The following is a 24,607-nucleotide window of genomic DNA, read 5'->3' on the forward strand; positions in this document are numbered from 1 at the left end:
GCGCCGCATCCGGCGGCGAGCGCCGGCGCGTTCCGCGCGGGCCACCGCCAATCTCCACTCAGTTTCCTTGCCCGCTTTCGATCTTGCCGGATGCGCTCAGCCGGTTCTCGGCGCGCGTCACCGCAAGGCTGTCGGCAGGGCTTCCCGACGGGGCGCCATCGCCGAAGACATCCATGGTGCAGGTGTGCAGGATCGTGGTCGGCTCGCTGGTGTGGTTCCACATCGTATGGACGCGCAGCGACGGGAAATGGGCCGAGTCGCCCGCCTCGAGAACCATCGGCTCGCCGTCCACTTCCAGCGTCAGCGCGCCCTCCAGGATGAAGAAAATCTCTTCCCCCTCATGCGACATCGGCTCGCTGCGATGGCCGGGCGGCTCGTGGATGATGGTGCTTCTGAGCACGTTGCCCGGAAACGACGCGGAGAGCCGCTCGTAGGAGACCGCCTTACCGCTGTCTCCGCCGAGGCCGTAGACGGGCCGGTCTTCGCGGCGGGTGAATGGCGTCGCCACCTTCGGCGGGTTGAGGAAGCTGCCGGCCTCGACCTTCAGCGTCCGACAGACGGCGATCAGCGAGGTCAGCGACGGAACGGTGATGCCGCGTTCGATCTGCGAGATGAAGCCGACGGAAAAGCCTGCCTCGTCGGCGACCTCCTGAAGCGTCATTTTCAGCGCCTTGCGCCTCTGGCGCAGGCGATCGCCGAGCGACGGCGCCTCTGCCTCGCCGGTCGATGCGCCGCTGGCATGGTCCGTCGTCACTGTCTGTCCCCTTCTCGTCTCTCCTCAAGCTAGGGTGCACGCCGAATTCCTGTCAATCGTTTTTAGGTATCCTAAAAAACTCGACGACGGCGGCGGTCGGGGCGGCAATGGCAGCTTCCGGCGGACGGACGCCGAGGACGAGGGTAAGCACGACGCTGCCGTCTCAAGAACTGCTGCGCGGCTGCTCCACCGTCGCCGCCACGATCCGGCGCACGACCGGCAGAACAAGGAGCAGGCTCGGGAACGCGACCAGCCAGGAGAAGGCCCAAGCCTGGAGCCATAGGGAGAGCAAGCCCGGCTGAAAACCGCTGCCGCTCGCGGTAGAGACGAAGGAGACGATAGCGGACATCAGCACCGAAAGGACAAGTGGCATGACGATCGCCTGATAGCGGTGAGGAAGCTTCTTTGGCATGCGGGTGAACTCCGGGATCTTGAGGAGAAGGGAATGGCTGTCGAGCGCCCGCGTCGGGCGGTTTTCGTCGCTAGGCCTGCGCCAGCTCGCGGATGAAGCTCTCGAGGCTGCGGGGTTCGCGCTGAAGGGCTGCACGAAGGGTTAGGCTGTTGCCGCCGAGGCCGACTTCGGCATAGTGGGCGTGCACCCTGGCGAGCAATTCCAGCTGGTGGTCGGTGTATTTTGCCGCAATCGGCTTTGCCCATTCGTGGAAGCCGATGTCGGCCGCAACGATCGGCCGGCCGAGCGCGGCGCTCATCATGCGGGCGATTTCTTCGCGGTTGTGCCGGCCCTCGGCGCTGAGTTCCAGCGTCGCATGGGCGAGCCGGTCCTCGGTGAGCGCGATGGCCGCGACCTCGGCAACATCACGGTAGTCGACACGGGCGATGCGCGTTGTCGTCGGAAACGGCTCGGCGAAGGTGCCGGTTGTAAGCACGTTCGCCCAGGCGGGGCGAAGGTTCTGCATGAAGTTTGCCGGATGCAGGATGGTGTATTCGAGGGTCGAGGAATAGAGCGCGTCCTCAACCGGGATCTTGGCAGCATGGTTCTTCAGCCGGATATGGGTCGGCTGGATCACCGAGGAGAAGACGAACTTCCGGACGCCGGCGCGCACGGCCGCTTCGACCATCGACACACCCATCGCCGTTTCGTCCGGCGCAAAGGCGGGACCTATATGGAAGACGCCGGCGGCACCCTCGAGCGCCCGGTCGAGGCTGCCGCGTTCGCGCAGATCGCCGATCGCGATCTCGGATGCACCACGAGACCTTGCAAGCGCGCCCTGCGTTTCGTCGCGAACGAGGGCGCGAATTGTTGCGCCGCGTCGCGAAAGCTCGGGAACGACGAGACCGGCGAAGCGGCCGGTGGCGCCGACAACGAGGATGGTGTTGGAACGCTGGTTCATCTGATCTGCCCTTGATGCCGCGAGGAGTGATGGCTTCAAGTTAATGACACATAAGAATGCGGACAATCGGCGCCGATTGTGATTTATTATGCCGAAAAACGGGATTATGTCATGAGCCGCATCGAAGATCTGGAAGCCTTCCTGGCCATCGTCGAACATGGCAGCCTGACGGCCGCCGCCAAGCGGCTGGGTCGACCGCTGCAGACCGTCAGTCGGTCGCTCGCCATGCTCGAAGCGGAAGTCGGCGTGGAGCTGGTGCATCGCACGACCCGCCGCTCGATGCCGAGCGAGGCGGGCGAGAGCTTCTACCGGCGCGTCAAGCCGGCGGTGGAGGAGATCCACGAGGCGCGCGCGGAGGCGGCGCAGCGTCGATCCGAACCGTCAGGTGTCCTGCGCCTCGGAGCGCCCGTCCTGTTTGCCCCGCGTTTCCTGATGCCTTTGATCGCCGAATACATGGCGAAGTACCCGGAGGTCGAGGTGGACCTCGACCTTTCCGATGCCTTCGTCGACCTCGCTGTGAGCGGCCTCGATCTGGTCGTGCGGATCGGGGATCTCCAGGATTCCGGATTGACCGGCAAGCGCTTGGGCGCGCTTCGCCGGGTGGTCTTCGGCTCACCCGCCTATTTCCACCGCTTCGGACGACCGTCGCACCCGTTGGAACTGACCGAGCACCGTTGCGTCACGCGCACCGGGGACGAGAGACCCGGCGTCTGGATGTTCACCGTCGACGGTCGCGCGCGTGCGGTCAAGGTGAGCGGCGCGTTTCGCACCAACTCGATGAACGCGATCTATTCGGCGGTGGAAGAGGGGCTTGGCCTCGGCTTTTCGCCGCTCTGGCAGATCAAGCACCTGATCGACGCGGGCAAGGTCGAAACCGTGCTTGAAGACTTCGAGCCTGCGGCGGTGCCGATCCACGCGCTCTGGCTGGAAGGGCGGAACCCTTCGGCAAAGATCCGCCGCTTTCTCGATCTGCTCGGCGAGCGGCTGAAGCTCGATCGCCTCTAGGCGGAAAGAGGAGTCGCTCGTTACGGCATCCCTCGCGATGTGTGACGCCGCCTACTTCGCGAACTTCTTGGCGCCGGCGACGCAGAGAACGATCGCGCCGGTCGCCGCCAGCATGCTCCAGCTGACCGGTTCTCCGAGAAGCGTCGCGGCGAGCGCAAGACCGAAGAAGGGCTGCAGCAACTGCAACTGTCCGACGCCGGCGACGCCGCCGAGCGCAAGGCCGCGATACCAGAAGACGAAGCCGACGAGCATGCTGAAGAGCGAGACATAGGCAAGACCCGCCCAGGCGCCGTTCGTGACGCTTGCGAAGGAGGCCGGCAGCGTGAAGAGCGTGAGCGCCAGCATGATCGGCAGCGAAAGCACGAGCGCCCAGCAGATCACCTGCCAGCCGCCAAGTTTCCGCGACAGGCTGGCACCTTCGGCATAGCCGAGACCGCAGACGATGATGGCGCCGAGCATCAAGAGGTCGCCGACGGGCGATGCGGCAAAGCCCTGCACCAGCGCAAAACCGACGACGGCAGCGCTGCCGAGCGAGGAGAAGAGCCAGAAGGCCGGGCGCGGCCGCTCGCCGGCGCGCATGACGCCGAAGATCGCCGTTGCCAGCGGCAGAAGGCCGACGAAGACGATCAGATGCGCCGAGGTGACATGCTGCAAGGCGAGGGCGGTCAGCAGAGGAAAGCCGAGCACGACGCCGAAGGCGACGATTGCGAGTGACACCAGGTCGGCCTTCGCCGGGCGCGGCTGGCGGAAAACGAGGAGCAGCAGGAGGCCGAGCAGGCCGGCGATCGCCGCACGCGCCACCGTCAGGAACACCGGATCGAAATCCATCACCGCGACGCGGGTCGCGGGCAGTGATCCGCTGAAGATCAACACCCCGAGAAAACCGCTTACCCAACCGTCTGCCGTCTTGTCCATGATAGGCTCCTTTTTCGCCTGTATCGGTCGAAAGGTCTCGCTCTGCCAGAGACAATGCGGTACAGTTTTGCAAAACTGTATTGGATAGATGAGCAGTACGGATGACGATTCAGGACTTGGAGATCGGCGGCGAAACGCTGCTCGAAGGCGTGATGGCGACGATCCGGCAACGGATCGCGGGACGCGTCCTGACGCCCGGCGCCAAGCTTCCTTCGATCCGCGCCTTCGCCAGCACGATGCGCGTATCGAAGTCCACGGTGGTCGAAGCCTATGAGCGGCTGGTGGCCGAAGGGGTCATCCGTTCGAAGCCGGGCGCCGGCTTCTTCGTGTCGGCGCCACTGGCACCCCTGTCACTGGCCGAAATTGGACCGCGGCTCGATCGCGCGGTCGACCCGCTCTGGGTGTCGCGCCAGGCACTGGAAACGGGCGGTGCCGTACTGAAGCCCGGCTGCGGCTGGCTGCCGCCGAACTGGATGCCGGAGGCCGCCATTCGACGCGCGCTCAAATCCGCGGCGCGGCTGGAGGCGAGCGGGCTGACGGATTACGGAACGCCGCTCGGCCACCGGCCGCTGCGCCAGCTTCTGGCGCGCCGCCTCGGCGAGCATGGCGTCGAAGCGTCGCCCGACCAGATCATCCTGACGGAATCCGGCACCCAGGCGATCGACCTTCTCTGCCGCTTCCTGCTCGAGCCCGGCGATACGGTCGTGGTCGACGACCCCTGCTATTTCAATTTCCACGCTTTGCTGCGCGCCCATAGGGCCGAGGTGGTGAGCGTGCCCTATACGCCGTCCGGGCCCGACCTCGAGAAATTCGCCGAAGTCCTGACGACGCATCGGCCGCGCCTCTACATCACCAACTCCGGCCTTCACAATCCGACGAGCGCCACGCTCTCGCCTGTCGTCGCTCACCGCCTGCTGAAGCTTGCCGAACAGGCCGGGCTGACGATCGTCGAGGATGACATCTTCGCCGATTTCGAACATGCGCCGGCGCCGCGGCTTGCCGCCTTCGACGGGCTCGATCGTGTCGTGCAGATCGGCAGCTTTTCAAAGACCCTTTCGGCCTCGATCCGCTGCGGCTTCATCGCCGCACCGCGAGACTGGATCGAGGGGCTCATCGACCTGAAAATCGCCACCACCTTCGGCGGGCCGAGCCTTTCGGCCGAACTCGTCTACGTGATGCTCAAGGACGGCAGCTATCGCAAGCATATGGAGGCGCTGCGCCAGCGCCTGGCGCGGGCGATGAGCGAGACTACGGCGCGGCTCGGCGACCTCGGCATCACGCCATGGATCGAGCCACAGGCCGGCATGTTTCTCTGGTGTCGCCTGCCTGGTGGTATCGATGCCGCCGACGTGGCGCAAAAAGCGCTGCAGCAGGAGATCGTGTTGGCGCCCGGAAACGTCTTTTCCCATGCCGGCACGGCCAACGGCTTCATGCGCTTCAACGTTTCCCAATGCGATGACGAAAGGCTCTTCAAGCTTCTGCCTTCGATCATGCGCCAATGCGGTGTCGCGCGGCTGGGCTGAGCGGATCGGCCGCTGATGGCGATTGCACGTTTTGGAGGCAATCTCCGGCCATTGTGGAGAAGGGGAGGTTGATCCGAGCCTCGCCGATCTGTTGTGCCGCGGAGTCGGGCAGGTTTTGCCTATTTTTTGCGCAACACGCTTCTTCCTTGCGCTATCGCAGCTGTCCGCCGGCGCGCTTGCCTACGGGCAAAGGCAGTTTTCGTGGATTCTCGGCCGTGAATCCGACTTGGCACGATTAATGCTTCTTAACTGACAACGGTCGTCGGGCAGCCACTCTGGATTGCCCAGCCGCTTCGGAACCAAGCCATTCCTGGCGTCATGTGAGAGAACGAAATGACAAAGTTTAAGCTCGAATACATCTGGCTCGACGGTTACAAGCCCACCCCGAACCTGCGCGGCAAGACCCTGATCAAGGAATTCGACGCTTTTCCGCAGCTTGAGCAGCTGCCGCTTTGGGGCTTTGACGGTTCCTCCACGATGCAGGCCGAAGGCAGCAGCTCGGACTGCGTGCTGAAGCCGGTCGCCGTCTACCCGGATCCGGAGCGCAAGAACGGCGTTCTGGTTCTCTGCGAAGTCATGATGCCGGATGCCAAGACGCCGCATCCGTCCAACACCCGCGCTACGGTCCTTGAAGACGATGGCGCCTGGTTCGGCTTCGAACAGGAATACTTCTTCTACCAGAACGGCCGCCCGCTCGGCTTCCCGGACGCCGGCTACCCCGCGCCGCAGGGCCCCTATTACTGCGGCGTCGGCTTCAGCAACGTTGGCGACGTGGCTCGCAAGATCGTCGAAGAGCACCTCGACATCTGCCTGGCTGCGGGCATCAACCATGAAGGCATCAATGCCGAAGTCGCCAAGGGCCAGTGGGAATTCCAGGTGTTCGGTAAGGGCTCGCGCAAGGCTGCCGACGAGATCTGGCTTGCCCGCTACCTCTTGCAGCGCCTGACGGAAAAGTACGGCATCGACGTCGAATACCACTGCAAGCCGCTCGGCGACACCGACTGGAACGGCTCGGGCATGCATGCCAACTTCTCGACCGCCTACATGCGCGAAGTCGGTGGCAAGGAATACTTCGAAGAGCTGATGGCTGCCTTTGCCGAGGCTCGCGCCGATCACATCGCCGTCTACGGTCCTGATAACCACATGCGCCTGACCGGCAAGCACGAAACCGCCTCGATCCACCAGTTCAGCTACGGTGTGGCCGACCGCGGCGCGTCGATCCGCGTTCCGCACAGCTTCGTCAACAACGACTACAAGGGTTACCTCGAAGATCGCCGCCCGAACTCCAAGGGCGACCCCTACCAGATCGCCTCGCAGATCCTGAAGACGATCTCGACGGTTCCGACCGACGTCGAAAAGCGCGAAGCCGCCTGATTTTATGGCCCGGCGCGCCTGCGTGCGCCGGGCCAAATCGACGGGGTTGCGCTTTTCGCGACCAACAAAAAACGCCCCGCGGCTTGCGGGGCGTTTTTTGTTGGTCCTATCGGCGAGCGTTCAGGCCGCGCGCACGAAGTGGTCGGGTTCCACCTCGCGGATCGTCGCCTGATCTGCGGCCGACCGGCGGCGCGTTTCATCCGCGTGCGCTGAACTCACGTGGGCGTTCGGGTCGTCGAAGCGGATGTCCGGGTCCGGTACGGCCGAGAGCAGCAGCTTGGTGTAGGGATGGGCCGGATTGTCGATGACCTTGCCGGTGTTGCCCCATTCGACGATCTGCCCGGCGTACATCACCGCGATGTCCTCGGCGACGTAGCGGGCGGTCGCGATGTCGTGGGTGATGTAGAGCAGGCCGAGGTTCATCTCGCGCTTCATTTCACTCAAGAGATTGAGCACGCCGAGCCGCACGGACACATCGAGCATCGAGGTGGGCTCGTCGGCGACGATGACCTCGGGCTTGGCGGCGAGCGCCCGGGCGATGTTGACACGTTGGCGCTGGCCGCCGGAGAGTTCGTGCGGATACTTCGGCGCGACGATGTCAGGATCGAGCTTCACCTGCCTCAGCAGCGCCTTGATCTCCTCGGCGACGGCCGCACCCTTGATGTCAGGACGATGCAGCATCAGCGGCCGCTTCAGGTGGTAGGCGATCGTGTGGGCCGGATTGAGCGAGGCGAAGGGATCCTGGAAGATCATCTGCACCGAGCGGCGATAGTCGGCGATTTCCCTGGCGCCGGCGGCATCGACAGGCCTGCCTTTGTAGAGCAGCCGTCCTTCGCTCGGCTCGTATTCGCGCATCGCGATGCGGGCGCAGGTGGTCTTGCCGCTGCCGGATTCGCCGACGACGGCGAGTGCTCGTCCCGCATGCAGAGAGAACGAGATGGACCGTGCGGCGCGCACGGCGCCCGGTCCGTTGCCGAAGGTCTTGCTGACCTTGTCCAGGGTGAGGATGGGGTCCAGGGTCAGGGTGGGTGCGGATGGACCGGTCATCGAAGAACGCCTCCGTGCAGCGAGGGGAAGGAGGCCCAGAGCTTCTTGGTATAGTCGTGCTCGGGTGTCCGGTAGATGGCGTCGGCGGTGCCCTGTTCGACCAGCTTGCCGCCGAGCATGATGCCGATGCGGTCGCAGAACTGCACCATCAGCCCGAGGTCGTGGGTGATGAAGAGCACGGCAAAGCCGAGCTTGCGCCGGAGTTCGTTGATCCGCTGCAGGATCTCGCGCTGCACGACCACGTCGAGCGCCGTCGTCGGCTCGTCCATGACGATCAGCCGCGGATCGAGCGCCAGGCAGATGGCAATGACGATGCGCTGGCGCATGCCGCCGGAAAACTGGTGCGGATAGTCGCGCATCCGGTCCGGCGAAATATCGACGAGCCTGAGCATCTCGGCGGTGCGGTCGCGCGCCTGCGCGCGGGTGATGCGCTTGTGCGTTCTCAATACGTCGTAGAACTGCTGCTCGATGCGCAGGACCGGGTTCAGCGAATTCATCGCGCTCTGGAACACCATTGCCACTTCGCGCCAGCGGAAGTCGGCGAGATCCTTCTGATCGAGATCGAGCACGTTGCGGCCATCGAGCAGGATGGCGCTGTGCTTGCGGATCAGCGCCGGCGGCTTGTGCAGGCGGCTGATGGCAAAGGCGATCGTGCTCTTGCCACAGCCGCTCTCACCGGCGAGGCCGAAGACTTCGCCGGGTGCAACGTCGAAGCTGACATTGTCGACGGCGCGGAAATCGTTGGTCTCGCCAATGTAATCAATGGTCAGGTTCTTGACGGAAAGCAGAGGTGCGGTCACAGGCGGCCCTCCCCGGAGCGGATGAGCGCGGACCAGCGGCCGAGCCGGTTGCCGGTGCGAAGTCGCGGATTGGCGATTTCGTCGACGGCAAAGTTGAGCAGCGACAGGCCGATGCCGAGGAAGGCAAGCGCGAAGCAGGGTGTCAGAATGTCCCACCAGGCGCCGACGGAAAGGGCGGACGCCTTCTGCGCCGCGTAGAGCATGGTGCCCCAGGAGACGACCTTGGGGTCGCCGAGGCCGAGGAACTCGAGCGTCGCCTGGGTGATGATCGCAAAGATCACGCTGCCGATGAAGTTGATGCCGACGATCGAGATCAGGTTGGGGAAGATCTCGAAGGTCATGATGCGCCAGCGCGGCTCGCCCATCATTTCGGCCGATTTCACATAGTCCTTCTGCTTGACCGAAAGCGTCTCGGCGCGGGTGACGCGAGCGCCCCAGGCCCAGGACGTGCAGCCGAGAATGAGGGCGATCACCCAGGGGCTTGCCTGGCCGATGAAGGCGGCAAGCACCAGCAGCAGCGGCAGGTTCGGCACAACGAGCACCATGTTGGTGAAGAAGCTGATGATCTCGTCGATCTTGCCGCCGCGATAGCCGGCGATGATGCCGAGCGCCGTGCCCACGATCGTGATCAGCAGCCCGGCGCCGAAGCCGACGGCAAGCGAGGTGCGGGCGCCGTAGACGAGACGGGCAAAGACATCCTGGCCGATGCGGGTGGTGCCGAGCCAGTGTTCGAGCGACGGCGCCTGGTGCGGCCGTCCGACACGGGCGCTCGGATCGTAGGAGGTCAAGAGAGGTGCTGCGATCGCCACAGCCAAGATGAAGGCGACGATCAGCGCCCCGACCATGGCCTTGCGGTTATGGATGAGCGGGAAGGAGGAAGTCTTCATATCACGCCCTCTTCAGTCGCGGGTCGAGCAGCACGTAGCTGACATCGACGACGAAGTTGGCGATGAGCATGGTGGCGGTCATGATCAAGAGCTGTCCCTGGATGACGGGGTAATCGCGGGCGAGGATCGCCTGGTAGAGGATGTTGCCGAGACCCGGATAGTTGAACACCACCTCGGTCACCAGCGAGCCGCCGAGCACGGTGCCAATGGCGATCGCAAGGCTCGACACGGTCGGCAGCAGCGCGTTTCGCGCGGCGTACCAGAGCATGACGCGGGTGTCGGAGAGCCCCTTGGCGCGGGCCATGACGATGTAGTCCTCGCCAAGCAGATTGATCATGTTGTTGCGCATGGTCACGGCGAAGCCGCCGGTCAGAACGGCGCAGAGCGTCAGCATCGGCAGGATGCCGTGATAAAGCACGCTGCCCAGATATTCGAAGGTGAAGGCCGGGTCGAGCGCCGGGTCGGCGGAATAGCCGGTCGGGAACCAGCCAAGCGTGAAGCCGAAGGTGAAGACGACGATCAGCGAGGTGACGACGGCCGGAACCGAGGTCGCGAATATCGCGCCGACGGAAACGATGACGTCGAACAGGCTGCCGCGCCGCCAGGCGGCGAGAATGCCGAGGAAGGTGCCGAGCGCGAAGCTGACGATGGTGGCGGTGCCCATCAGGCCGACGGTCCAGACGAGCGCATTGCCGAGCACCGTGGTCACCGGCAGCGGGAAATATTTGATCGAGCGGCCAAGATCGCCGCTGAAGATGCTGCCGAGATAGGTGAGGTACTGCTGCCAGAGCGGGCCGTCGACGAAGCCGAAGGTGAGTTTCAGGGCCTGCAGGCTTTCGGGCGGCAGCTCGGCGCCGGCGCTCGAAAACATGATCTGCACCGGATCGCCGGGCATCAGCCGCGGCAGGAAGAAATTGATCGTCGCAGCCGCGACGAAGGCCGCCAGGTAGAAGCACAGGCGGCGTAGCAGAAAGGCCATCGGGAACTCCATCGACTGCGGCCGCCACGTGTGGCGTCAGGCGGCAGGGCTGTCTTCTTGTCGGATCGGCCGGCCGTGCAAGGGCCAGGACGATCGCGTGGCGGACGAAGGCCGCCCGCCACTGTTGCGAGACGCGGCGCCCTCGCGGATCGTCGTCCGCGAGGGCGCCGCGCCTTCGATCAGGGATTACTTCACCGGTTCAAGCGCCAGCAGGTGCAGGAGACGCGCCGGGTTGTTGCGGGTGATCGACGGGTTGACGAAGGGGTTTTCCGCCGTCGCCCAGCCTTTGAAGCGCTTGGTGTTGTACTGGTACCAGTTCGGGTTGTTGAACACCGGCATCATGGGCATGTTTTCGGCGACGATGCGCTGCGCCTTGTTCATCGCTTCCTTCTGCTTGGCAGGGTCGGCGGTCTGGGTGAACTCGGTCAGAAGCGCTTCGACTTCCGGATTGAACCAGCGCTGCGAGGTGAAGCGGGTCTTGCCCTTGTCCGACGCGCTGAAGGCGCGCTTGTAGGGGTAGTAGGGCGAGGCCGACGCCGGCAGGCTGTTGATCGCCGCGTCGAAAGTGCCGTTGATGAGGTTGCCGGTCCAGACCGCTTCCTCGGGCGTTTCGATCTTGGCATCGAGGCCAACGGCCTGCAGGCCCTCGACGGCGATCGTCACGGTGTCGATCCAGTCGGTCCAGGAACTCGGAACGATGATCGAGAAGGAGATCTTGCTGCCGTCCGGATTGTCACGGAAACCGTCGCCGTCCTTGTCGACGTAGCCGGCCTCGTCGAGCAGCGCCTTGGCGGCATCCGCGTCGTACTTGCCGTATTTGCCGAAATCGGCGGCAACCGACGGATCGGCCCAGCTCTTGTAGAGCTCGCCCATGCCGGCGGGGTCCTCGTTGAGCGTCGGGTAGCCGTAGCCGGCAACGTCGACCATGGTGCCGCGATCGAGCGCCATGGAGGCGGCACGGCGGAACTTCACGTCATTGAAGGCCTTGCGGTTGTTTTCGTTCGCGGTTTCCTGGTTGAACAGGAAGGCGACCATGCTGCTCGGCGAATACCAGAAGTGGAAGTGCTCCGGGTCCTTGGCGACGTAGACGTTCTCGATATCGGGGATGAAGGAGACGCCCCAGTCGAGCGTGCCCGACGCGGTCGCCGTCAGGATCTGGTTGTTGTCGGCAAGCTGCGGGAAGCGTACGCAGTCGACCTTCAGCGTGGCTGCGTCCCAGTAGTGCGGGTTGCGGCACTGGTCGTAGGTCTGGCCGGTGAAGCGCGGAATTTCCGTCAGCGGACCGCTGCCGACGGGCGTTTCGTTGGCGAAGGTCACCGGCTCGGCGATGTCCTTCCAGACGTGCTCCGGCACGATCGGCAGCTGTGCCAGCTGTTCGGCCGCAAGCGAGCTCGGATTGGCGAGCGTGAAGCGGACGGTCTGGCCATCCACGGCCTCGACGCCGGTGATGAAGGTCCAGATGCTGACGAAGTCGAGCGCCGGGAATTTCTTCAGGTAGTCATAGGTGAACTTGACGTCGGTTGCCGTCAGCGGCTTGCCGTCCGACCATTTCAGGTTCGGACGGAGCTTGATTTCGATCGACTTCAGGTCGTCGGCGAGCTTGAAGCTTTCGGCAAGACGGAAGACCGGCTTGTTGCCGTCGAAGCGGTTGAAGACGACGAGCGGCTCGTAGATGAAATCGAGCGTGCTCTGGCGCGCCGAGGTCTGGTTGAACGGGTTGAAGTTGCGAACCCAGGTGGTCGCCGGTTCGATGTTCGCCGTCAGCACCGTCTGTGCCGCGGCCGGGCCGGCGAGAAGGGCGAGCGCGGTGGCTGCGCCGAGAAGCGATTTTTTCACGGTAGTTCCCCTTTTAGATCGCTAGGATTTCTTGTTTCGGTCAGGCAACGAGGGCGCTGTTGAATATGTCCTCGACTTCCGCATGCACGGCGCGCACGTCGACCTTGAGCGTGCCGAGCCGGGCGTTGGCGGCGTCGATGCGTTTCTGGGCGGCGGCGGTCAGCGGGCTTGCGGCCTTGGCCGCCGCTTCGCTTCCGGCGAGATCGCCATGGCTGTGGAGCGCGATGTCGAAACCGGCATCGAGCACCTGGCGAACACGCTCCGGCAGGGTGCCGCGCAGCGATTCCATGAAGATGCAGTCGGAGACGAGCACGCCGTCATAGCCCATGTTGTTGCGGATGACGTCGTGCATGACCGGCGAGATCGACGCGGGTAGTTCCTTGTCGAAGGCCGAGTATACGACGTGGGCGACCATGGCCCACGGCGTGTCGCGCAGGGCGACGAAGGGCTTGAAGTCGGTGGAGGTCAGCAATTCGCGCGAGGCGTCGACGACCGGGCGCTCCTTGTGCGAATCGAGCGTCGCGCGGCCATGGCCGGGAATGTGCTTCATCACAGGCATGTTGCCGGTCTCGAGCAGGCCGTCGATCACTTCGCGGCCGAGCGCCGCGATGAAGTCCGGGTCGGCGCCGAAGGCGCGGGCGCCGATGACGGAGCTCGTCGTCGCGAAAACGAGGTCGAGCACCGGCGAGCAGCCGCTCGTCAGACCAAGATCGGTCATCATCGTGCCCATGGCCTGGCTCGACAGGCGCAGCGCCTTCTTGCCGAGGGCGAAGTCGTGGCGTGCCAGTTCGGCGAATTCGCCGAAGGAGCGGAACAGCGGCCAGGGGCCGGCGTCCAGATGCTGGACGCGTCCGCCTTCCTGGTCGGTGAAGACGGGGGCGTCTTCGCGGCCGACCGCTTCGCGGAAGCGTTCGATCAGGACCTTCGCCTGGTGCGGATCACGCAGGTTGCGGCGGCCGACGAAGAGGCCGAGCGGGTTGGTTTCGCGAAATAGGGCGAACTCGTCGTCCGAAAGCGTAGGGTTCGGAAGGCCGACAAAAAGGGCGAGGGGTGTCGATGACATTTGGGAGGCTCCGATAATGGGAATTATTTGGAAGGGCGGCGCAGCATGCCCTGGTAGATCCCCTTGTCCGGGGCGGGGATCGGCACGGCGCCGACGGTCTTTGCGTAGAAATCGACGGGGCCGGCATCGCCGATGAAGGCGTAGGCGTGGCCAAGCGTCTTCATGGTGTCGAGGCAGCCGGAAAGCAGGGCGACGCCGATGCCCTTGCCACGGGCTGCGGGGTCGACGCCGGTCGGGCCGAAGAAGCCGGGCGCGGTCGTATCGTAGCAGGCAAAGCCGAGGAGCTTGCCGTCGTCGACGGCAATCAGGCAGGCGACCGGCCGGCGCGTGAAGGCGACAGCCACCTCGCTCGCCCAGTTCTCGCTGAAATTCTCCCGAACCCAGCCGACGACCAGGCCCATTTCCGGCGGCAAGGCAGGACGGATCGTCACCTTGTCGGTTTCGGTTCTGCGCTTGAGTTCGCCGAGGATCGGCGCATACAAGCTCACCAGCATGTCAGGCATATGCTCCTCCACATATTCCTTTATTAAGGAATTGCTGCCTTTGTAATGCAATAGATGGAGGCAACGGGACCGGCTTGTCAATCGCCAATCGTCAGATTTGGGGGGCTATCTGCGTTTCGCAGCCGGGTGTATCGGGCCCGCGAAACGTTTCCGGCGCCGTTGCCGCTGTGCGAAACCATAGGATTGCGCATCGCGGGATCGCGGGATCGCGGGATCGCGGGTCGGGCCGGGAAGACGGCCGGGCAAACGAGCGAGCAGGTGCCCCGGACGCAGAAATTGCACATTTGTACAGCTTTGTTCTTGAGTTGTTCGAAGTATATTTTGATTTACAAAAACACTAACTATCGATGGATGCGCTCATAGCGTGTGAACGCCGAGAATATTTCGACTATTTGGAGCGCGATCAAGTATTTCTTGAGAATAAAAGTATCGTTTCCCGCTCGGGCGAGCCTGGTTTGTTCGTCCGTGCCGACCGGCTACTCAGCCGGGCGCGTCAGAACGAAGACGGCGGGAAGCGCCATCGCGGCGGCGACGATCGCGGCGAGCGAGAAGCCCGGATTGCCGAAGAAGAGGAAGAGGCCGAAGCTAGCGGCCATCAGGCTCACGGCGGTGGTCTTGGCCCGCCGGGAGATCGCTCCCTTTTCACGCCAGAGCCGCAAGGAAGCGCCGAAGACGCGGTGGTTGAGCAGCCATTGCTCGAGCCGCGGCGAGGCGCGGGCAAAAAGCCCGGCTGCCAGCAGCAGGAACGGTGTCGTCGGCAGGATCGGAAGGAAGGCGCCGATGACGCCGAGGCCGACCATCAGCCATGCGAGGCAAAGGTAGAGTAGGCGAAGCGCTGGGTTCACCGGACGGCTCCAGGTTGCGTCATGCTTCGGATGCCTCGACGGCTGTGCCCGTTGCCACCTCCATTGGCGGCCAGCGGCGAAGCGCTTCGGCGCCCTGTTCCGACAGCGCGTAGACGCCGCGGTCGATCTTGTCGAACCAGCCGTAGACGTTGCTGAGCAGGATCCTGGCGGCATCCGGCGCGATCGGGCGCAGGTCGCGTGGGCGCTGCTGGCCCGCTTGCAGGGCGGCAGCGCAGGCAAGTGCCTGCTGCCGATAGGCGGTCATGATCGGCGTGCGGGTGGCACCGCCCGCGGTCGGATCGCCCTTGCGGCGGCGATGCTCGCTGATCAGGCGCGCCCGCTTCCGGTTGTTCTTGCGCGGCATTATGGCGGAGGCCGCGAGGATGACGTCGACCATGCCGTTGTCGGCGACCGAAAGCATGCCGAATCCGAGCCGCCGGCAGAGATCGCGGAAACGGCGGTCGCTCTCGCGCCCCTTTCCCTTGGCCGAGACGCGGGCGGCGACCCATACTTCGTCACCGGCGCTGGCCCGGTCGACCGCCTGGAGGATCAGTTCGAGATTGAAGGTCAGCTTCAGCTCGCACACGACCACCAGCGGCGGTTCGTCATCGCTGAGCGCGACGATATCGCAGCCGCCGATCTCGCCCTTGACGCTATAGCCGCGGGTTTCGAGGAAGTTCTTGATCGGCTGATAGAGGGTCGTCTCCAAACCTGTGGATCCTGTCCTTGTCGAAAGCGAGTGGCGGCAACGGCTGCTCAAATCGGTGGCGACGCACCTTGGCGGATAGGACTAGCAGATAATGCCGATCGCCGGCGTTGTCATCACGTCGCAGCGCCGCTAGGCCGTGCCTGCGGACATCAGCGAGAAATCGTAGGCGGCGACATGGCTGCGGAAGGCCTCCTGGGCCCTCGACTGGTTTTGCCGGTGGGTTGAAATCATCGACATCTGGTGGTTCCCGGACTAGCCGGTCCGCGGACACAGTAGCAGCCTTTGCTTCGTCCTAACCTTGTGTTGTGCTATACTATCCGTCGAGAGGCCTTCTTTCGAGAGGCGTCGGGCATGCGAGGTTCTGACGACGGATGTTGCGAACCCTCACGCTGTTGCTTGTGTTGATCTCGTTCTTCGCGTTTCCAGCTTCGCCGCGGGCCGAAAACGATCGCGTCGCCTTGGTGCTGCATGTCAACGGCGCCATCGGTCCGGCGACCGCCGAATATGTGCGGCGCGGCCTGACAAGGGCGGAGCAGCGCCGCCTTCCACTGGTCATCCTGCAGATGGATACGCCCGGCGGTCTCGACACCTCGATGCGCGAGATCATCCGCGCGATCCTTGGCTCCCCCGTGCCCGTTGCCAGCTATGTCGCGCCGAGCGGGGCGCGGGCGGCGAGCGCCGGCACCTATATCCTCTATGCCAGCCACGTGGCCGCCATGGCGCCGGGAACCAATCTCGGGGCGGCGACGCCGATTGCGATCGGCGGCGACATGTTCGGCCCGGGTAAGGACGGCGATACCGGCAAGGACGGCGGCAAACAACCGCCGGCGCAAAGCGCCGCCGAGGCGAAGCTTGTCAATGATGCCGTGGCCTATATCCGCGGGCTGGCGGAGTTGCGCGGGCGCAACGTCGATTGGGCCGAAAAAGCGGTGCGCGAGGCCGCAAGCCTTTCGGCCGAAGCAGCGATCCGTGAGAAGGTCGTCGATTTCACTGCAGCGGATGTCGCCGATCTCCTGAAACAGGCGAACGGCAGGACGGTGCGCGTCGGGCAGCACGACGTCGCGCTCGATACGACAGGGCTTGTCGCCGAAGACTTCGTGCCCGACTGGCGCACCCGGCTTCTGTCGGTGATCACCGATCCCAACATCGCGGTGATCCTGATGATGATCGGCATTTACGGCCTGATCTTCGAGTTCCTGTCACCGGGGTCGGTTGCGCCGGGCACCGTCGGCGGCATCTGCCTGCTGCTCGGGCTTTATGCGCTCTCGGTGCTGCCCGTCAGCTACGCCGGCATCGGCCTGATCCTGCTCGGGATCGGATTGATGGTCGCCGAGGCGCATTCGCCAACCTTCGGCGTGCTCGGCGCCGGCGGCAGCATTGCGCTCGTGCTTGGCGCCGCAATCCTCTTCGACACGGATACGCCGGGCCTTGAGGTCTCCTGGTCCGTGCTGGCGACGCTTGCCGCCGCAAGCCTCGGCTTCAGCCTGCTCGTCGCGCGCCTCGCCTTCAGTTCACGCCATCATGCGGTGGTGACCGGCGGAGAACAGATGATCGGCCTTGCCGGCAAGGTCGAGAGCTGGACGGGGGCGGCCGGCTACGTAATTGCCCATGGCGAGCGCTGGCAGGCCGTCAGTGCGGAGACGCTGTCGAAGGGCGAGGCTGTAAAGGTCATCGGGCGGAACGGACTGACGCTCGAAGTGATCCGCGACGGGTAGAAGCCGGAGCGGCGTGGACGAGCGGAATGGAGGAATGATCATGGACATGTTCGGGAGCCTTGCTCCTTTTGCCGCGTTGCTGGTGCTTATCATTCTCGTCATCGCCTATTCGATCCGCATTTTGCGCGAATACGAACGCGGCGTGGTCTTCACGCTCGGCCGTTTCACCGGGGTCAAGGGGCCCGGCCTGATTCTCCTCGTTCCCTATGTCCAGCAGATGGTGCGGGTCGATCTCCGTACCCGTGTGCTGGATGTGCCGAGCCAGGACGTCATCTCCCATGACAACGTGTCCGTGCGTGTCAGCGCCGTCATCTATTTCCGGGTGATCGACGCTGAGAAGTCGACGATCCAGGTCGAGGATTTCATGATGGCGACCAGCCAGCTGGCGCAGACGACGCTGCGCTCTGTGCTCGGCAAACACGACCTCGACGAGATGCTGGCCGAGCGCGACCGGCTGAACGAGGACATCCAGAAGATCCTCGACAGCCAGACGGACGCCTGGGGCATCAAGGTCGCAACCGTTGAAATCAAGCATGTCGACATCAATGAGAGCATGATCCGCGCGATCGCCCGGCAGGCTGAAGCCGAGCGCGAGCGGCGCGCCAAGGTGATCAATGCCGAAGGCGAACAGCAGGCGGCCGCAAAGCTGCTCGAGGCCGCCGAAATCCTGTCGCAGCAGCCCCAGGCCATGCAATTGCGTTATCTCAGCACGCTCAACGTCATTGCCGGCGAGAAGAACTCGACCATCGTCTTCCCGTTCCCGATGGAAATCGGCGGGCTCTTCGGCCTCAAGGCCGACAAGCCCGCCGGTGAGCCGCAGGGCTGATCAGGCCGCCTTGTCGAGCCTGGCGACTTTCAGCAGGTCGTCGACAGCACCGGGTGCGGCCGCCACGACCGGCGCCCAGTCGGTGAGAGCCTCGCCGCGCACCGGAAAGGGCAAGGTCCAGCCACCGGCCTCGTTCACCAGGCAATAGCCGCCAAGGCAATCCCAGGCATGCATGTAGGGCTCGTAATATCCGACGAGCCGGCCGGCGGCGACATAGGCGATCATCAGCGCGCCGGAGCCGTTGCGCATGAAGTTGCCGCCATTCGAAAGCAGACGCTCGACGATCGCGCCCATCTCGCCGGGTTTCACCTTGTCGTTGGCGCCGAGCCCGGTGACGGCGTTGCGGATCGTGCGCGTGCCGTCGAGGCGAAGCGGTTTTCCGTTCAGCGTCGCGCCCCGGCCGGTTGCCGCTGCATAGGTTTCCTCGTGGCAGGGTGCGTGGATGACGCCGATCACCGGCTTTTCCGCATGCACGACGGCGATCGAGACGCACCAGTTCGGCATGCCGTTGACGAAGGGCGTGGTGCCGTCGATCGGGTCGAGCACCCAGGTGAAGCCGGACGTGCCGGCAAGGAGACCATGCTCTTCGCCAAGCACGCCATCGTCAGGAAAGGCGGCCGCAATCTTGTCGCGGATCAGGGTCTCGACGTTGCGGTCGGCGATCGACACGACGTCGTGGGCATCGCGCTTGGTTTCGATGACGAGCGTGTCCCGCTTCAGGAAATAATCATAGGCGACCCGGCCGGCCTCCTCGGCCATGGATTTGGCAAGCGCGAACCGGGCGTCGAGGCCGGCAATTTCAGCAGTCATGCAAGTGTCCTTCTCGTATCCAGCTATAAAAATCATCCGTCAATCAAAGCGAGGCCGCGGTTGCGAAAGCCGATGGCGACCTCTGTGGCTGGAGATAACATTTCCTCGACCGCCTGATCGACAACAAACAGGAGGCCCGCCGGCGTTTCGACTTCGTATTCGACGTGGCCGCCGAGATAGGCGGCGCTGCTGATCGTGCCGGCAAGGGCAGCCCCCTTGGCCGGCGTCAGCGTCACCGCGTTCGGTCTTACGGCCAGTTTCGACGGGCCGGGTCGGGCGCCCTTGGAGGGCAGGCGATGCTCGAGGCCGCCGATGCGGATCGTCGCCTGGCCGGCGTCGCTTGCCGTCACCTCGCAGGGCAGCACGTTGGCCTCGCCCATGAAATCGGCGATGAAGGTTGAGGCCGGCTGCTCGTAGAGGTCGCGCGGTGCGCCTTGCTGGGCGATCGCACCATCCTTCATGACGATGATGCGATCGGAAACGGCAAGCGCCTCGTCCTGGTCGTGGGTGACGTAGACGGCGGTGAAGCCGAGCCGCTGCTGCAGTTCGCGGATCTCGGTGCGCACCCGGCGGCGCAGGCGCGCATCGAGGTTGGAGAGCGGTTCGTCGAGCAGCAGCACCTGTGGTTCGAGCACCAGCGCCCGGGCAACCGCCACACGCTGCTGCTGGCCACCCGAGAGCTCGGCTGGAAGTCGCTGGCCGAGGCCGCCGAGACCGACGAGCTGCAGGCCCTCTTCGGCGCGCTCACGCGCCTCCTTCTTCTTGATGCCGGAGGATTCGAGCCCATAGGCGACGTTGTCGAGTGCCGACATGTGCGGGAAAAGCGCGTAGGACTGGAACACCATGGAGACGTCGCGCTCGTTGGCCGGCAGCATGGTGACGTCCTTGCCGCCGATGAGGATCCGGCCGGCGGAAGGATGCTCGAGCCCGGCCAGCATGCGCAGTGTCGTCGTCTTGCCGCACCCGGAAGGGCCGAGCAGGGTCACCAGCGTACCGGGTTCAATGGTCAGCGACAGGTCGTGGATGGCGGTGAAGGCGCCGAACTGCTTGCGCACGTTCTGGAAAACGACCGAGCCGGTGCGCGGAGTTTGGGTTTGGGTGCTCATGCGGTTTTCTCCTGGGAGATGGTGGTGGCGGCCGGGCGAGCGGGTGCGGCACCGAGAACGCGGTTTTCCCGCCGCAGGCGGCGCTCGCCGACGAGGAGTTGCAGGCCGGTGATGACGGTGATCATCACCAGGATGAGGGCGGAGGAGTAGGCAATCGCCACGCCGAACTCGCCGTTCTCGACAAGGCCGACGATATAGGCGGTGGCCATGTTGTATTCGGCGCTGACGAGGAAGACGACGGCGCTGATCGAAGTGATCGCCCGGACGAAGGAATAGACGAGTGCTGCGACGATCGCCGGCCTGAGCAGCGGCAGGATGACCTTGCGCAAGGTGCGGAAGCTCGTTGCCCGAAGCGTCAGCGACGCTTCGTCGAGGCTCTTGTCGAGCTGGCTCATCGCCGCGATGCCGCCGCGCACGCCGACCGGCATGTTGCGGAAGACGAAGCAGGCGACGAGGATCAGCGCCGTGCCGGTCATTTCGAGCGGCGGCAGGTTGAAGGCGATGATGTAGCTGATGCCGATGACCGTGCCGGGAATGGCAAAGCTCAGCATCAGCGCGAACTCGAAGACGTCACGGCCGGCAAAACGCTGGCGCACGATGAGATAGGCGGTGAGCAGGCCGACCATAGCGGTCAGTGGCGCTGCGATCAGCGAGATCTCCATGGTCGTCCAGAACGAGTTCCAGGCAACGCCGGTCCAGGCGATCGCTCCGTCGGCAAAGGAGACGGAGAAGGCCTTGGCGTAGTGGTCGAAGGTCAGCGAGTTGTCGAGACCCCAGGTCTTCACGAAGCCGCCGAAGAGGATCATGCCGTAGACGACGACGGTGAAGACCATCCAGGGGATGACGACCGCATGTACCGCGATCGAAATGGAGCGAGGCAGCGCGCTGTGGGCGCCGGAATCGCCCTTGCCGGTCACGGTCGAATAGTTCTTGCCGGCGAGCCAGTAGCGTTGCGCCAGGAAGGCGGTGAGCGTGAAGCAGAGCAGGATGATGGCGAGAACTGCCGCGCGGGACGGATCGTTCTGCGCGCCGACGACGGCGAAGAAGATCTCGGTCGAAAGCACCCCATGGCTGCCGCCGAGCACCAGCGGGTTGCCGAAATCGGCCATGCTTTCGATGAAGCCGATCAAAAAGGCGTTGGCGAGGCCAGGCTTCATCAGCGGCAGCGAGACGGTCCAGAAGGTGCGCCAGCGGTCCGCCCTGAGCGTCTGCGATGCCTCTTCCATCGAGGGGCTGACGCCTTCGACGACGCCGATCAGCACCAGGAAGGAGATCGGCGTGAAGGAAAGGACCTGGGCGATCCAGATGCCGGTGAGGCCATAGAGCCAGCGTCCGGGTTCGACGCCGAAGGCATCGGAGAGAAACTCGGTGACGACGCCGGCGCGACCGAAGAGCAGGGTGAGCGCTAGGCCGATGACGAAGGGCGGCGTGATGATCGGCAGCACCGTCAAGAGCCGCATGCCCTTCTTGAAGGGAAAGCGCGTGCGGGTGGCGACGAGCGCGAAGGCGAGGCCGAGCAGCGTCGAGCCCAATGCGGTCATCAGCGCCAGCCACAGGGTGCGCCAGGCGACGCCGCAGCGGCCCTCGCCGACGACGCAGCTCAGGCTCCAGATCGAGGCGTCCTGGATGTTGCGGATAAAACCGTCCGGCTTGAACGAGCCGTCGAAATCCTGGACGGAGGCTGCGAACATGCTGCCGACCGGATAGAAGACGAAGACGATGACAAGGGTCACGAGCAGGGAAATCGCCGCGACGATGAAGGCGTCGCCCTTGAGCACGCCGCGCTCGGCGAGCCCGAAGGCGAACAGAAGAACGAAGGTGAGTGCCGCAAGGACGGCACCGGCGCCCATCGACGGTTGACCGTCCGAGAGCGGACCGAACAGGGTCTCGCTGATCGTCCAGGTCCAGCCGGAAAAACCGATCGCCAGCCCTTGCAGGGCGAGGAAAAGGATGCCCGTTGCGCCGGCGACGGCAAGCAGAAGCCCGCGACGGGCCGGGTCGCGGACAAAGCGCGCAGCCGCGCAGATGCCGAGCAACGCCAGCGCGACGACCAGCCATGGCCGGCCATGGGCGAAAATCTGCATCAGGCCGGGGGCGACGGCCGGGTCGGATGGGAAATCGGCCAGCCAGCCGAGCCCGAAGAAACCACCTTCGATGCGATACCAGGGGACAGCCAAGAATGCGGCCAGCCCGAGCCCGAGCGTGAGGTCGAGCCTGCGGTTGCGATGTTCCATGACGGCCCTCGCGTGATTTGGAATGAAACGATGTGATGTCGCGCCGCTCCGGTCATTGATCGGAGACGGCGAACGGGTGTCGATGCCGGGGCTCAGGCCGGCCGGATCCGTTGTCCGACCGGCTTGAGGCGGTGGCTATCAGTTGGCGCTGGCGCCGACTTCGCGATCCCAGCGCTCGAGCAGCGACTTGCGCTTCTCGGCGTCACCAAAGGTGGCAAAATCGTAGTCGATCAGCTTGATGTCCTCGAAGCGCGGCGCTTCCTTCGGCACCTCGGCCGACTTGTTGGACGGCAGCTGGAAGGACTTGGCGTCCTTCATGCGCGACTGCACTTCCGGCTTCAGCGCCCAGTCGTACCAGGCCTTGGCACTGTCGAGGTTCTTGGCGCCGCGCACGATCGACATCGAGCCGATCTCGTAGCCGGTGCCTTCGCAAGGCGCGATCGCCTTGACCGGGAAGCCTTCGGCGGTCTGCGATACCGCGTCATGCATGAAGACGATACCGAGGCCGGCCTCGCCGCGTGCCGCGGCCTTCACCGGCGCGGAACCGGACTTGGTGTATTGCGCGATGTTGCCATTGAGCTTCTTCAGGTAGTCAAAGGCCTGGTCCTCGCCCATGATCTGTACCAGGGAGGCAAGCGCCGTATAGGCGGTACCCGACGAGTTCGGGTTGGCCATCTGGATCTCGCCCTTGAGCGAGGCGTCGAGCAGGTCTGCCCAGCACTTCGGCTCCTTCAGGCCCTTCTTGGAGAAGATCTCGGTGTTGTAGCCCCAGCCGAGCGCGCCGGCATAGATGCCGACGGTGCGGTAACCGGAACCTTCCGCCTGCTTCTTTGCCCAATCCTGAAGCTGGTCGAGCATCGGCGACTTGTATTCGAGCGTCAGCCCGTCGGAGGCCGCCTGCAGGTGCGGATCGCCGGTGCCGCCCCACCAGAGGTCGGTCTTCGGGTTGCGCGCCTCGGCGCGGATCTTGGCGTAGGTTTCGCCCGAAGACAGGCGAACCATGTTGACCTTGATGCCGGTTTCCTTCTGGAAGTCGCCGGTCATCTGTTCGCAGATCACCACGTCGGCCGAGCAGATGAGATTGAGGCTGCCGGCAGCCTGGGCGGGCAGGGCGGCAAGCGCCGTGCCGGCAAAGAGCATGAGGGAAAGCGTCGTTGTTTTCATTGGGGCATCCTCCTGTTGCCTGTGTGAAACTTGGGCGTGAACGGGCATGGCGCGGCCATCGGCCTGCCCGCCGGGCGGCACGTTCACGATTTCGGAATTTCGGGTTCTTCCAGCTTGCTGCGGAGCTTTCAGTTCGTGGCGGCGATCTCCGCGTCGAACCGTTTGAGCAATCGACTTCGTTCGTCCGGCGAACCGAAGGTGGCGAAGTCGAAATCGACCATCTTGATCAGCGAGATGTCGGGCGCGCCGGGCGGCAGGTCGGCGCGGGCGTTGGATGGGACCTGGTTCTGGCCGGCGGCCGCACCCGTGGCCTGGCCTTCCGGAGTGAGCGCGAAATCGACGAAGTTTTTGGCGTTTTCCAGATGGCGCGCGCCCTTGACGATGCTGACGGCGCCGATTTCGTAGCCGGTTCCTTCGCACGGCGCGACGATGACGAGCGGAGAGCCGGCCTGCTTCTGCGTGACCGCGTCATGCATGAAGGAAATGCCGATCAGGGTTTCCCCGCGCGCTGCCGCCTTGACCGGCGCCGAGCCGGCCGTGGTGTACTGGTCGATGTTGCGGTTGAGCGCCGCCACGAACCGGAAGGCCTCGTCTTCGCCGAAGAGCTGCACCAGCGTCGCAAGCGTGGTGAAGGCGGTCCCGGACGAGTTCGGATTGCCGCTGCGGATGCGGCCGCGATAGGCGCCGTCGGCGAGATCCTTCCAGCAGGTCGGAGCTGGCAGCTTCAGCGCACGCAGAAGGTCCGAATTGTAGGCAAAGCCCAGCGCTCCGGCATAGATGCCCGCCGAGCGGCCACCGGATATGGCGAAGAAATTCTGCGCCCAGGGCAGCATGTCGCGCTCATGCGCCGGGCGGTAGGGCTGAAGCAGGTTTTCCGATCCGGCCTGTAGATGGGTGTCGCCGGTCCCGCCCCACCACACATCGACGGTCGGGGCGTCCTTTTCGGTGCGGATCTGGGTGAGGATATCGCCGTTGCTCTTTCGGGTCATGGCGACCTCGATGCCGGACTTCGCCTCGAAGGCGGCCTTCATCGTCGCGCACCATGCTTCGTCGACACCGCACAATACGGTGAGCGCCGGTGCCGCCATGCCTGACGTGGCGGCGCACAGCCACAGGGCTACGCCCGCGCCGATAGCGGTGATGCCTCTCACGATGTCCTC

General features: G+C 64.5%; 23 protein-coding genes. 5 read left to right on the forward strand and 18 right to left on the reverse strand.

Annotated features, from left to right (window positions below; genetic code table 11):
- Window positions 1-58: 58 nt before the first annotated feature.
- From C1A35_RS20660 to C1A35_RS20670, 3 genes are all read right to left on the reverse strand, one after another.
- Window positions 59-754 carry a helix-turn-helix domain-containing protein gene (locus C1A35_RS20660; protein ID WP_199772986.1) on the reverse strand — a complete coding sequence of 232 codons (696 nt, stop codon included), beginning with the start codon at window positions 752-754 and terminating at the stop codon, window positions 59-61.
- Window positions 755-917: 163 nt separating this feature from the next.
- Entirely contained in the window at window positions 918-1,166 is a 249-nt protein-coding gene (locus C1A35_RS20665) for a DUF2798 domain-containing protein (RefSeq protein WP_104666113.1), read from the reverse strand.
- 70 nt (window positions 1,167-1,236) lie between these two features.
- Window positions 1,237-2,106, reverse strand: a complete 870-nt coding sequence (locus C1A35_RS20670; RefSeq protein WP_104666114.1) for an NmrA family NAD(P)-binding protein — start codon at window positions 2,104-2,106, stop codon at window positions 1,237-1,239.
- Between the two features lie 111 nt (window positions 2,107-2,217).
- Here C1A35_RS20670 and C1A35_RS20675 point away from each other — a divergent pair, with 111 nt between their 5' ends.
- Window positions 2,218-3,111 carry a LysR family transcriptional regulator gene (locus tag C1A35_RS20675; RefSeq protein WP_104666115.1) on the forward strand — a complete coding sequence of 298 codons (894 nt, stop codon included), beginning with the start codon at window positions 2,218-2,220 and terminating at the stop codon, window positions 3,109-3,111.
- Between the two features lie 51 nt (window positions 3,112-3,162).
- Here the strand turns inward: C1A35_RS20675 and C1A35_RS20680 are convergent, their stop codons facing one another.
- On the reverse strand, window positions 3,163-4,026 hold the full coding sequence (locus C1A35_RS20680) for a DMT family transporter (protein ID WP_104666116.1): 864 nt from the start codon (window positions 4,024-4,026) through the stop codon (window positions 3,163-3,165).
- A gap of 101 nt (window positions 4,027-4,127) precedes the next feature.
- Between C1A35_RS20680 and C1A35_RS20685 the strand changes: the two genes are divergently transcribed.
- Entirely contained in the window at window positions 4,128-5,549 is a 1,422-nt protein-coding gene (locus C1A35_RS20685; protein ID WP_104666117.1) for an aminotransferase-like domain-containing protein, read from the forward strand.
- Window positions 5,550-5,882: 333 nt separating this feature from the next.
- Complete coding sequence (locus C1A35_RS20690) at window positions 5,883-6,923, forward strand: glutamine synthetase beta-grasp domain-containing protein (protein ID WP_104666118.1); 1,041 nt, start codon at window positions 5,883-5,885, stop codon at window positions 6,921-6,923.
- 120 nt (window positions 6,924-7,043) lie between these two features.
- On the opposite strand, the gene C1A35_RS20695 is transcribed toward C1A35_RS20690, so the two are convergent.
- The 9 genes from C1A35_RS20695 to C1A35_RS20735 form a co-directional block, all read right to left on the reverse strand.
- Complete coding sequence (locus tag C1A35_RS20695; protein ID WP_104666119.1) at window positions 7,044-7,970, reverse strand: ABC transporter ATP-binding protein; 927 nt, start codon at window positions 7,968-7,970, stop codon at window positions 7,044-7,046.
- Window positions 7,967-8,770 (reverse strand): ABC transporter ATP-binding protein, encoded by an 804-nt coding sequence (locus C1A35_RS20700; RefSeq protein ID WP_104666120.1) that lies wholly within the window; start codon window positions 8,768-8,770, stop codon window positions 7,967-7,969. Before C1A35_RS20700 ends, C1A35_RS20695 begins: the two co-directional genes overlap by 4 nt.
- Window positions 8,767-9,657, reverse strand: a complete 891-nt coding sequence (locus tag C1A35_RS20705; RefSeq protein ID WP_104666121.1) for an ABC transporter permease — start codon at window positions 9,655-9,657, stop codon at window positions 8,767-8,769. The genes C1A35_RS20700 and C1A35_RS20705 overlap by 4 nt, the downstream gene beginning before the upstream one ends.
- Window position 9,658: 1 nt before the next feature.
- Window positions 9,659-10,636 (reverse strand): ABC transporter permease, encoded by a 978-nt coding sequence (locus C1A35_RS20710; RefSeq protein ID WP_104666190.1) that lies wholly within the window; start codon window positions 10,634-10,636, stop codon window positions 9,659-9,661.
- A 186-nt stretch (window positions 10,637-10,822) separates the two neighbouring features.
- Window positions 10,823-12,472: an ABC transporter substrate-binding protein gene (locus tag C1A35_RS20715; RefSeq protein WP_104666122.1), complete on the reverse strand. Its 1,650-nt coding sequence runs from the start codon at window positions 12,470-12,472 to the stop codon at window positions 10,823-10,825.
- A 40-nt stretch (window positions 12,473-12,512) separates the two neighbouring features.
- Window positions 12,513-13,535, reverse strand: a complete 1,023-nt coding sequence (locus tag C1A35_RS20720) for a glycoside hydrolase family 3 N-terminal domain-containing protein (RefSeq protein ID WP_104666123.1) — start codon at window positions 13,533-13,535, stop codon at window positions 12,513-12,515.
- Window positions 13,536-13,558: 23 nt separating this feature from the next.
- Window positions 13,559-14,038: a GNAT family N-acetyltransferase gene (locus tag C1A35_RS20725; RefSeq protein WP_104666124.1), complete on the reverse strand. Its 480-nt coding sequence runs from the start codon at window positions 14,036-14,038 to the stop codon at window positions 13,559-13,561.
- A gap of 476 nt (window positions 14,039-14,514) precedes the next feature.
- Window positions 14,515-14,883: a YbaN family protein gene (locus C1A35_RS20730; RefSeq protein WP_104666125.1), complete on the reverse strand. Its 369-nt coding sequence runs from the start codon at window positions 14,881-14,883 to the stop codon at window positions 14,515-14,517.
- 19 nt (window positions 14,884-14,902) lie between these two features.
- Window positions 14,903-15,592, reverse strand: a complete 690-nt coding sequence (locus C1A35_RS20735; protein WP_104666126.1) for a DUF2161 domain-containing phosphodiesterase — start codon at window positions 15,590-15,592, stop codon at window positions 14,903-14,905.
- Window positions 15,593-15,963: 371 nt separating this feature from the next.
- Here C1A35_RS20735 and C1A35_RS20740 point away from each other — a divergent pair, with 371 nt between their 5' ends.
- Entirely contained in the window at window positions 15,964-17,307 is a 1,344-nt protein-coding gene (locus C1A35_RS20740; protein WP_104666127.1) for an NfeD family protein, read from the forward strand.
- Between the two features lie 40 nt (window positions 17,308-17,347).
- Entirely contained in the window at window positions 17,348-18,133 is a 786-nt protein-coding gene (locus C1A35_RS20745) for a slipin family protein (protein ID WP_104666191.1), read from the forward strand.
- Here the strand turns inward: C1A35_RS20745 and C1A35_RS20750 are convergent, their stop codons facing one another.
- The 5 genes from C1A35_RS20750 to C1A35_RS20770 form a co-directional block, all read right to left on the reverse strand.
- Window positions 18,134-18,943, reverse strand: coding sequence for an inositol monophosphatase family protein (locus tag C1A35_RS20750; RefSeq protein WP_104666128.1), 810 nt, complete (start codon window positions 18,941-18,943; stop codon window positions 18,134-18,136). It abuts the gene before it with no gap.
- A 32-nt stretch (window positions 18,944-18,975) separates the two neighbouring features.
- Entirely contained in the window at window positions 18,976-20,049 is a 1,074-nt protein-coding gene (locus C1A35_RS20755; RefSeq protein ID WP_104666129.1) for an ABC transporter ATP-binding protein, read from the reverse strand.
- Window positions 20,046-22,283 carry an ABC transporter permease gene (locus C1A35_RS20760; protein ID WP_104666130.1) on the reverse strand — a complete coding sequence of 746 codons (2,238 nt, stop codon included), beginning with the start codon at window positions 22,281-22,283 and terminating at the stop codon, window positions 20,046-20,048. The genes C1A35_RS20755 and C1A35_RS20760 overlap by 4 nt, the downstream gene beginning before the upstream one ends.
- A gap of 138 nt (window positions 22,284-22,421) precedes the next feature.
- Window positions 22,422-23,447, reverse strand: coding sequence for an ABC transporter substrate-binding protein (locus C1A35_RS20765; protein WP_104666131.1), 1,026 nt, complete (start codon window positions 23,445-23,447; stop codon window positions 22,422-22,424).
- Window positions 23,448-23,575: 128 nt separating this feature from the next.
- Complete coding sequence (locus tag C1A35_RS20770) at window positions 23,576-24,598, reverse strand: ABC transporter substrate-binding protein (protein WP_104666132.1); 1,023 nt, start codon at window positions 24,596-24,598, stop codon at window positions 23,576-23,578.
- Between the last annotated feature and the right edge of the window lie 9 nt (window positions 24,599-24,607).

The organism is Ensifer adhaerens (genome assembly GCF_002940685.1).
GTDB lineage: Bacteria > Pseudomonadota > Alphaproteobacteria > Rhizobiales > Rhizobiaceae > Ensifer > Ensifer adhaerens_E.

Bases quoted from the DNA above. Each gene is read 5' to 3' on its own strand.
- C1A35_RS20690 (WP_104666118.1), top strand. From the start codon at position 5,883: ATGACAAAGTTTAAGCTCGAATACATCTGGCTCGACGGTTACAAGCCC.
- C1A35_RS20765 (WP_104666131.1), bottom strand. From the start codon at position 23,447: ATGAAAACAACGACGCTTTCCCTCATGCTCTTTGCCGGCACGGCGCTT.
- C1A35_RS20670 (WP_104666114.1), bottom strand. From the start codon at position 2,106: ATGAACCAGCGTTCCAACACCATCCTCGTTGTCGGCGCCACCGGCCGC.
- C1A35_RS20695 (WP_104666119.1), bottom strand. From the start codon at position 7,970: ATGACCGGTCCATCCGCACCCACCCTGACCCTGGACCCCATCCTCACC.
- C1A35_RS20665 (WP_104666113.1), bottom strand. From the start codon at position 1,166: ATGCCAAAGAAGCTTCCTCACCGCTATCAGGCGATCGTCATGCCACTT.
- C1A35_RS20745 (WP_104666191.1), top strand. From the start codon at position 17,348: ATGGACATGTTCGGGAGCCTTGCTCCTTTTGCCGCGTTGCTGGTGCTT.
- C1A35_RS20675 (WP_104666115.1), top strand. From the start codon at position 2,218: ATGAGCCGCATCGAAGATCTGGAAGCCTTCCTGGCCATCGTCGAACAT.
- C1A35_RS20705 (WP_104666121.1), bottom strand. From the start codon at position 9,657: ATGAAGACTTCCTCCTTCCCGCTCATCCATAACCGCAAGGCCATGGTC.
- C1A35_RS20760 (WP_104666130.1), bottom strand. From the start codon at position 22,283: ATGGAACATCGCAACCGCAGGCTCGACCTCACGCTCGGGCTCGGGCTG.
- C1A35_RS20710 (WP_104666190.1), bottom strand. From the start codon at position 10,636: ATGGCCTTTCTGCTACGCCGCCTGTGCTTCTACCTGGCGGCCTTCGTC.
- C1A35_RS20720 (WP_104666123.1), bottom strand. From the start codon at position 13,535: ATGTCATCGACACCCCTCGCCCTTTTTGTCGGCCTTCCGAACCCTACG.
- C1A35_RS20755 (WP_104666129.1), bottom strand. From the start codon at position 20,049: ATGAGCACCCAAACCCAAACTCCGCGCACCGGCTCGGTCGTTTTCCAG.
- C1A35_RS20750 (WP_104666128.1), bottom strand. From the start codon at position 18,943: ATGACTGCTGAAATTGCCGGCCTCGACGCCCGGTTCGCGCTTGCCAAA.
- C1A35_RS20680 (WP_104666116.1), bottom strand. From the start codon at position 4,026: ATGGACAAGACGGCAGACGGTTGGGTAAGCGGTTTTCTCGGGGTGTTG.
- C1A35_RS20725 (WP_104666124.1), bottom strand. From the start codon at position 14,038: ATGCCTGACATGCTGGTGAGCTTGTATGCGCCGATCCTCGGCGAACTC.
- C1A35_RS20740 (WP_104666127.1), top strand. From the start codon at position 15,964: ATGTTGCGAACCCTCACGCTGTTGCTTGTGTTGATCTCGTTCTTCGCG.
- C1A35_RS20685 (WP_104666117.1), top strand. From the start codon at position 4,128: ATGACGATTCAGGACTTGGAGATCGGCGGCGAAACGCTGCTCGAAGGC.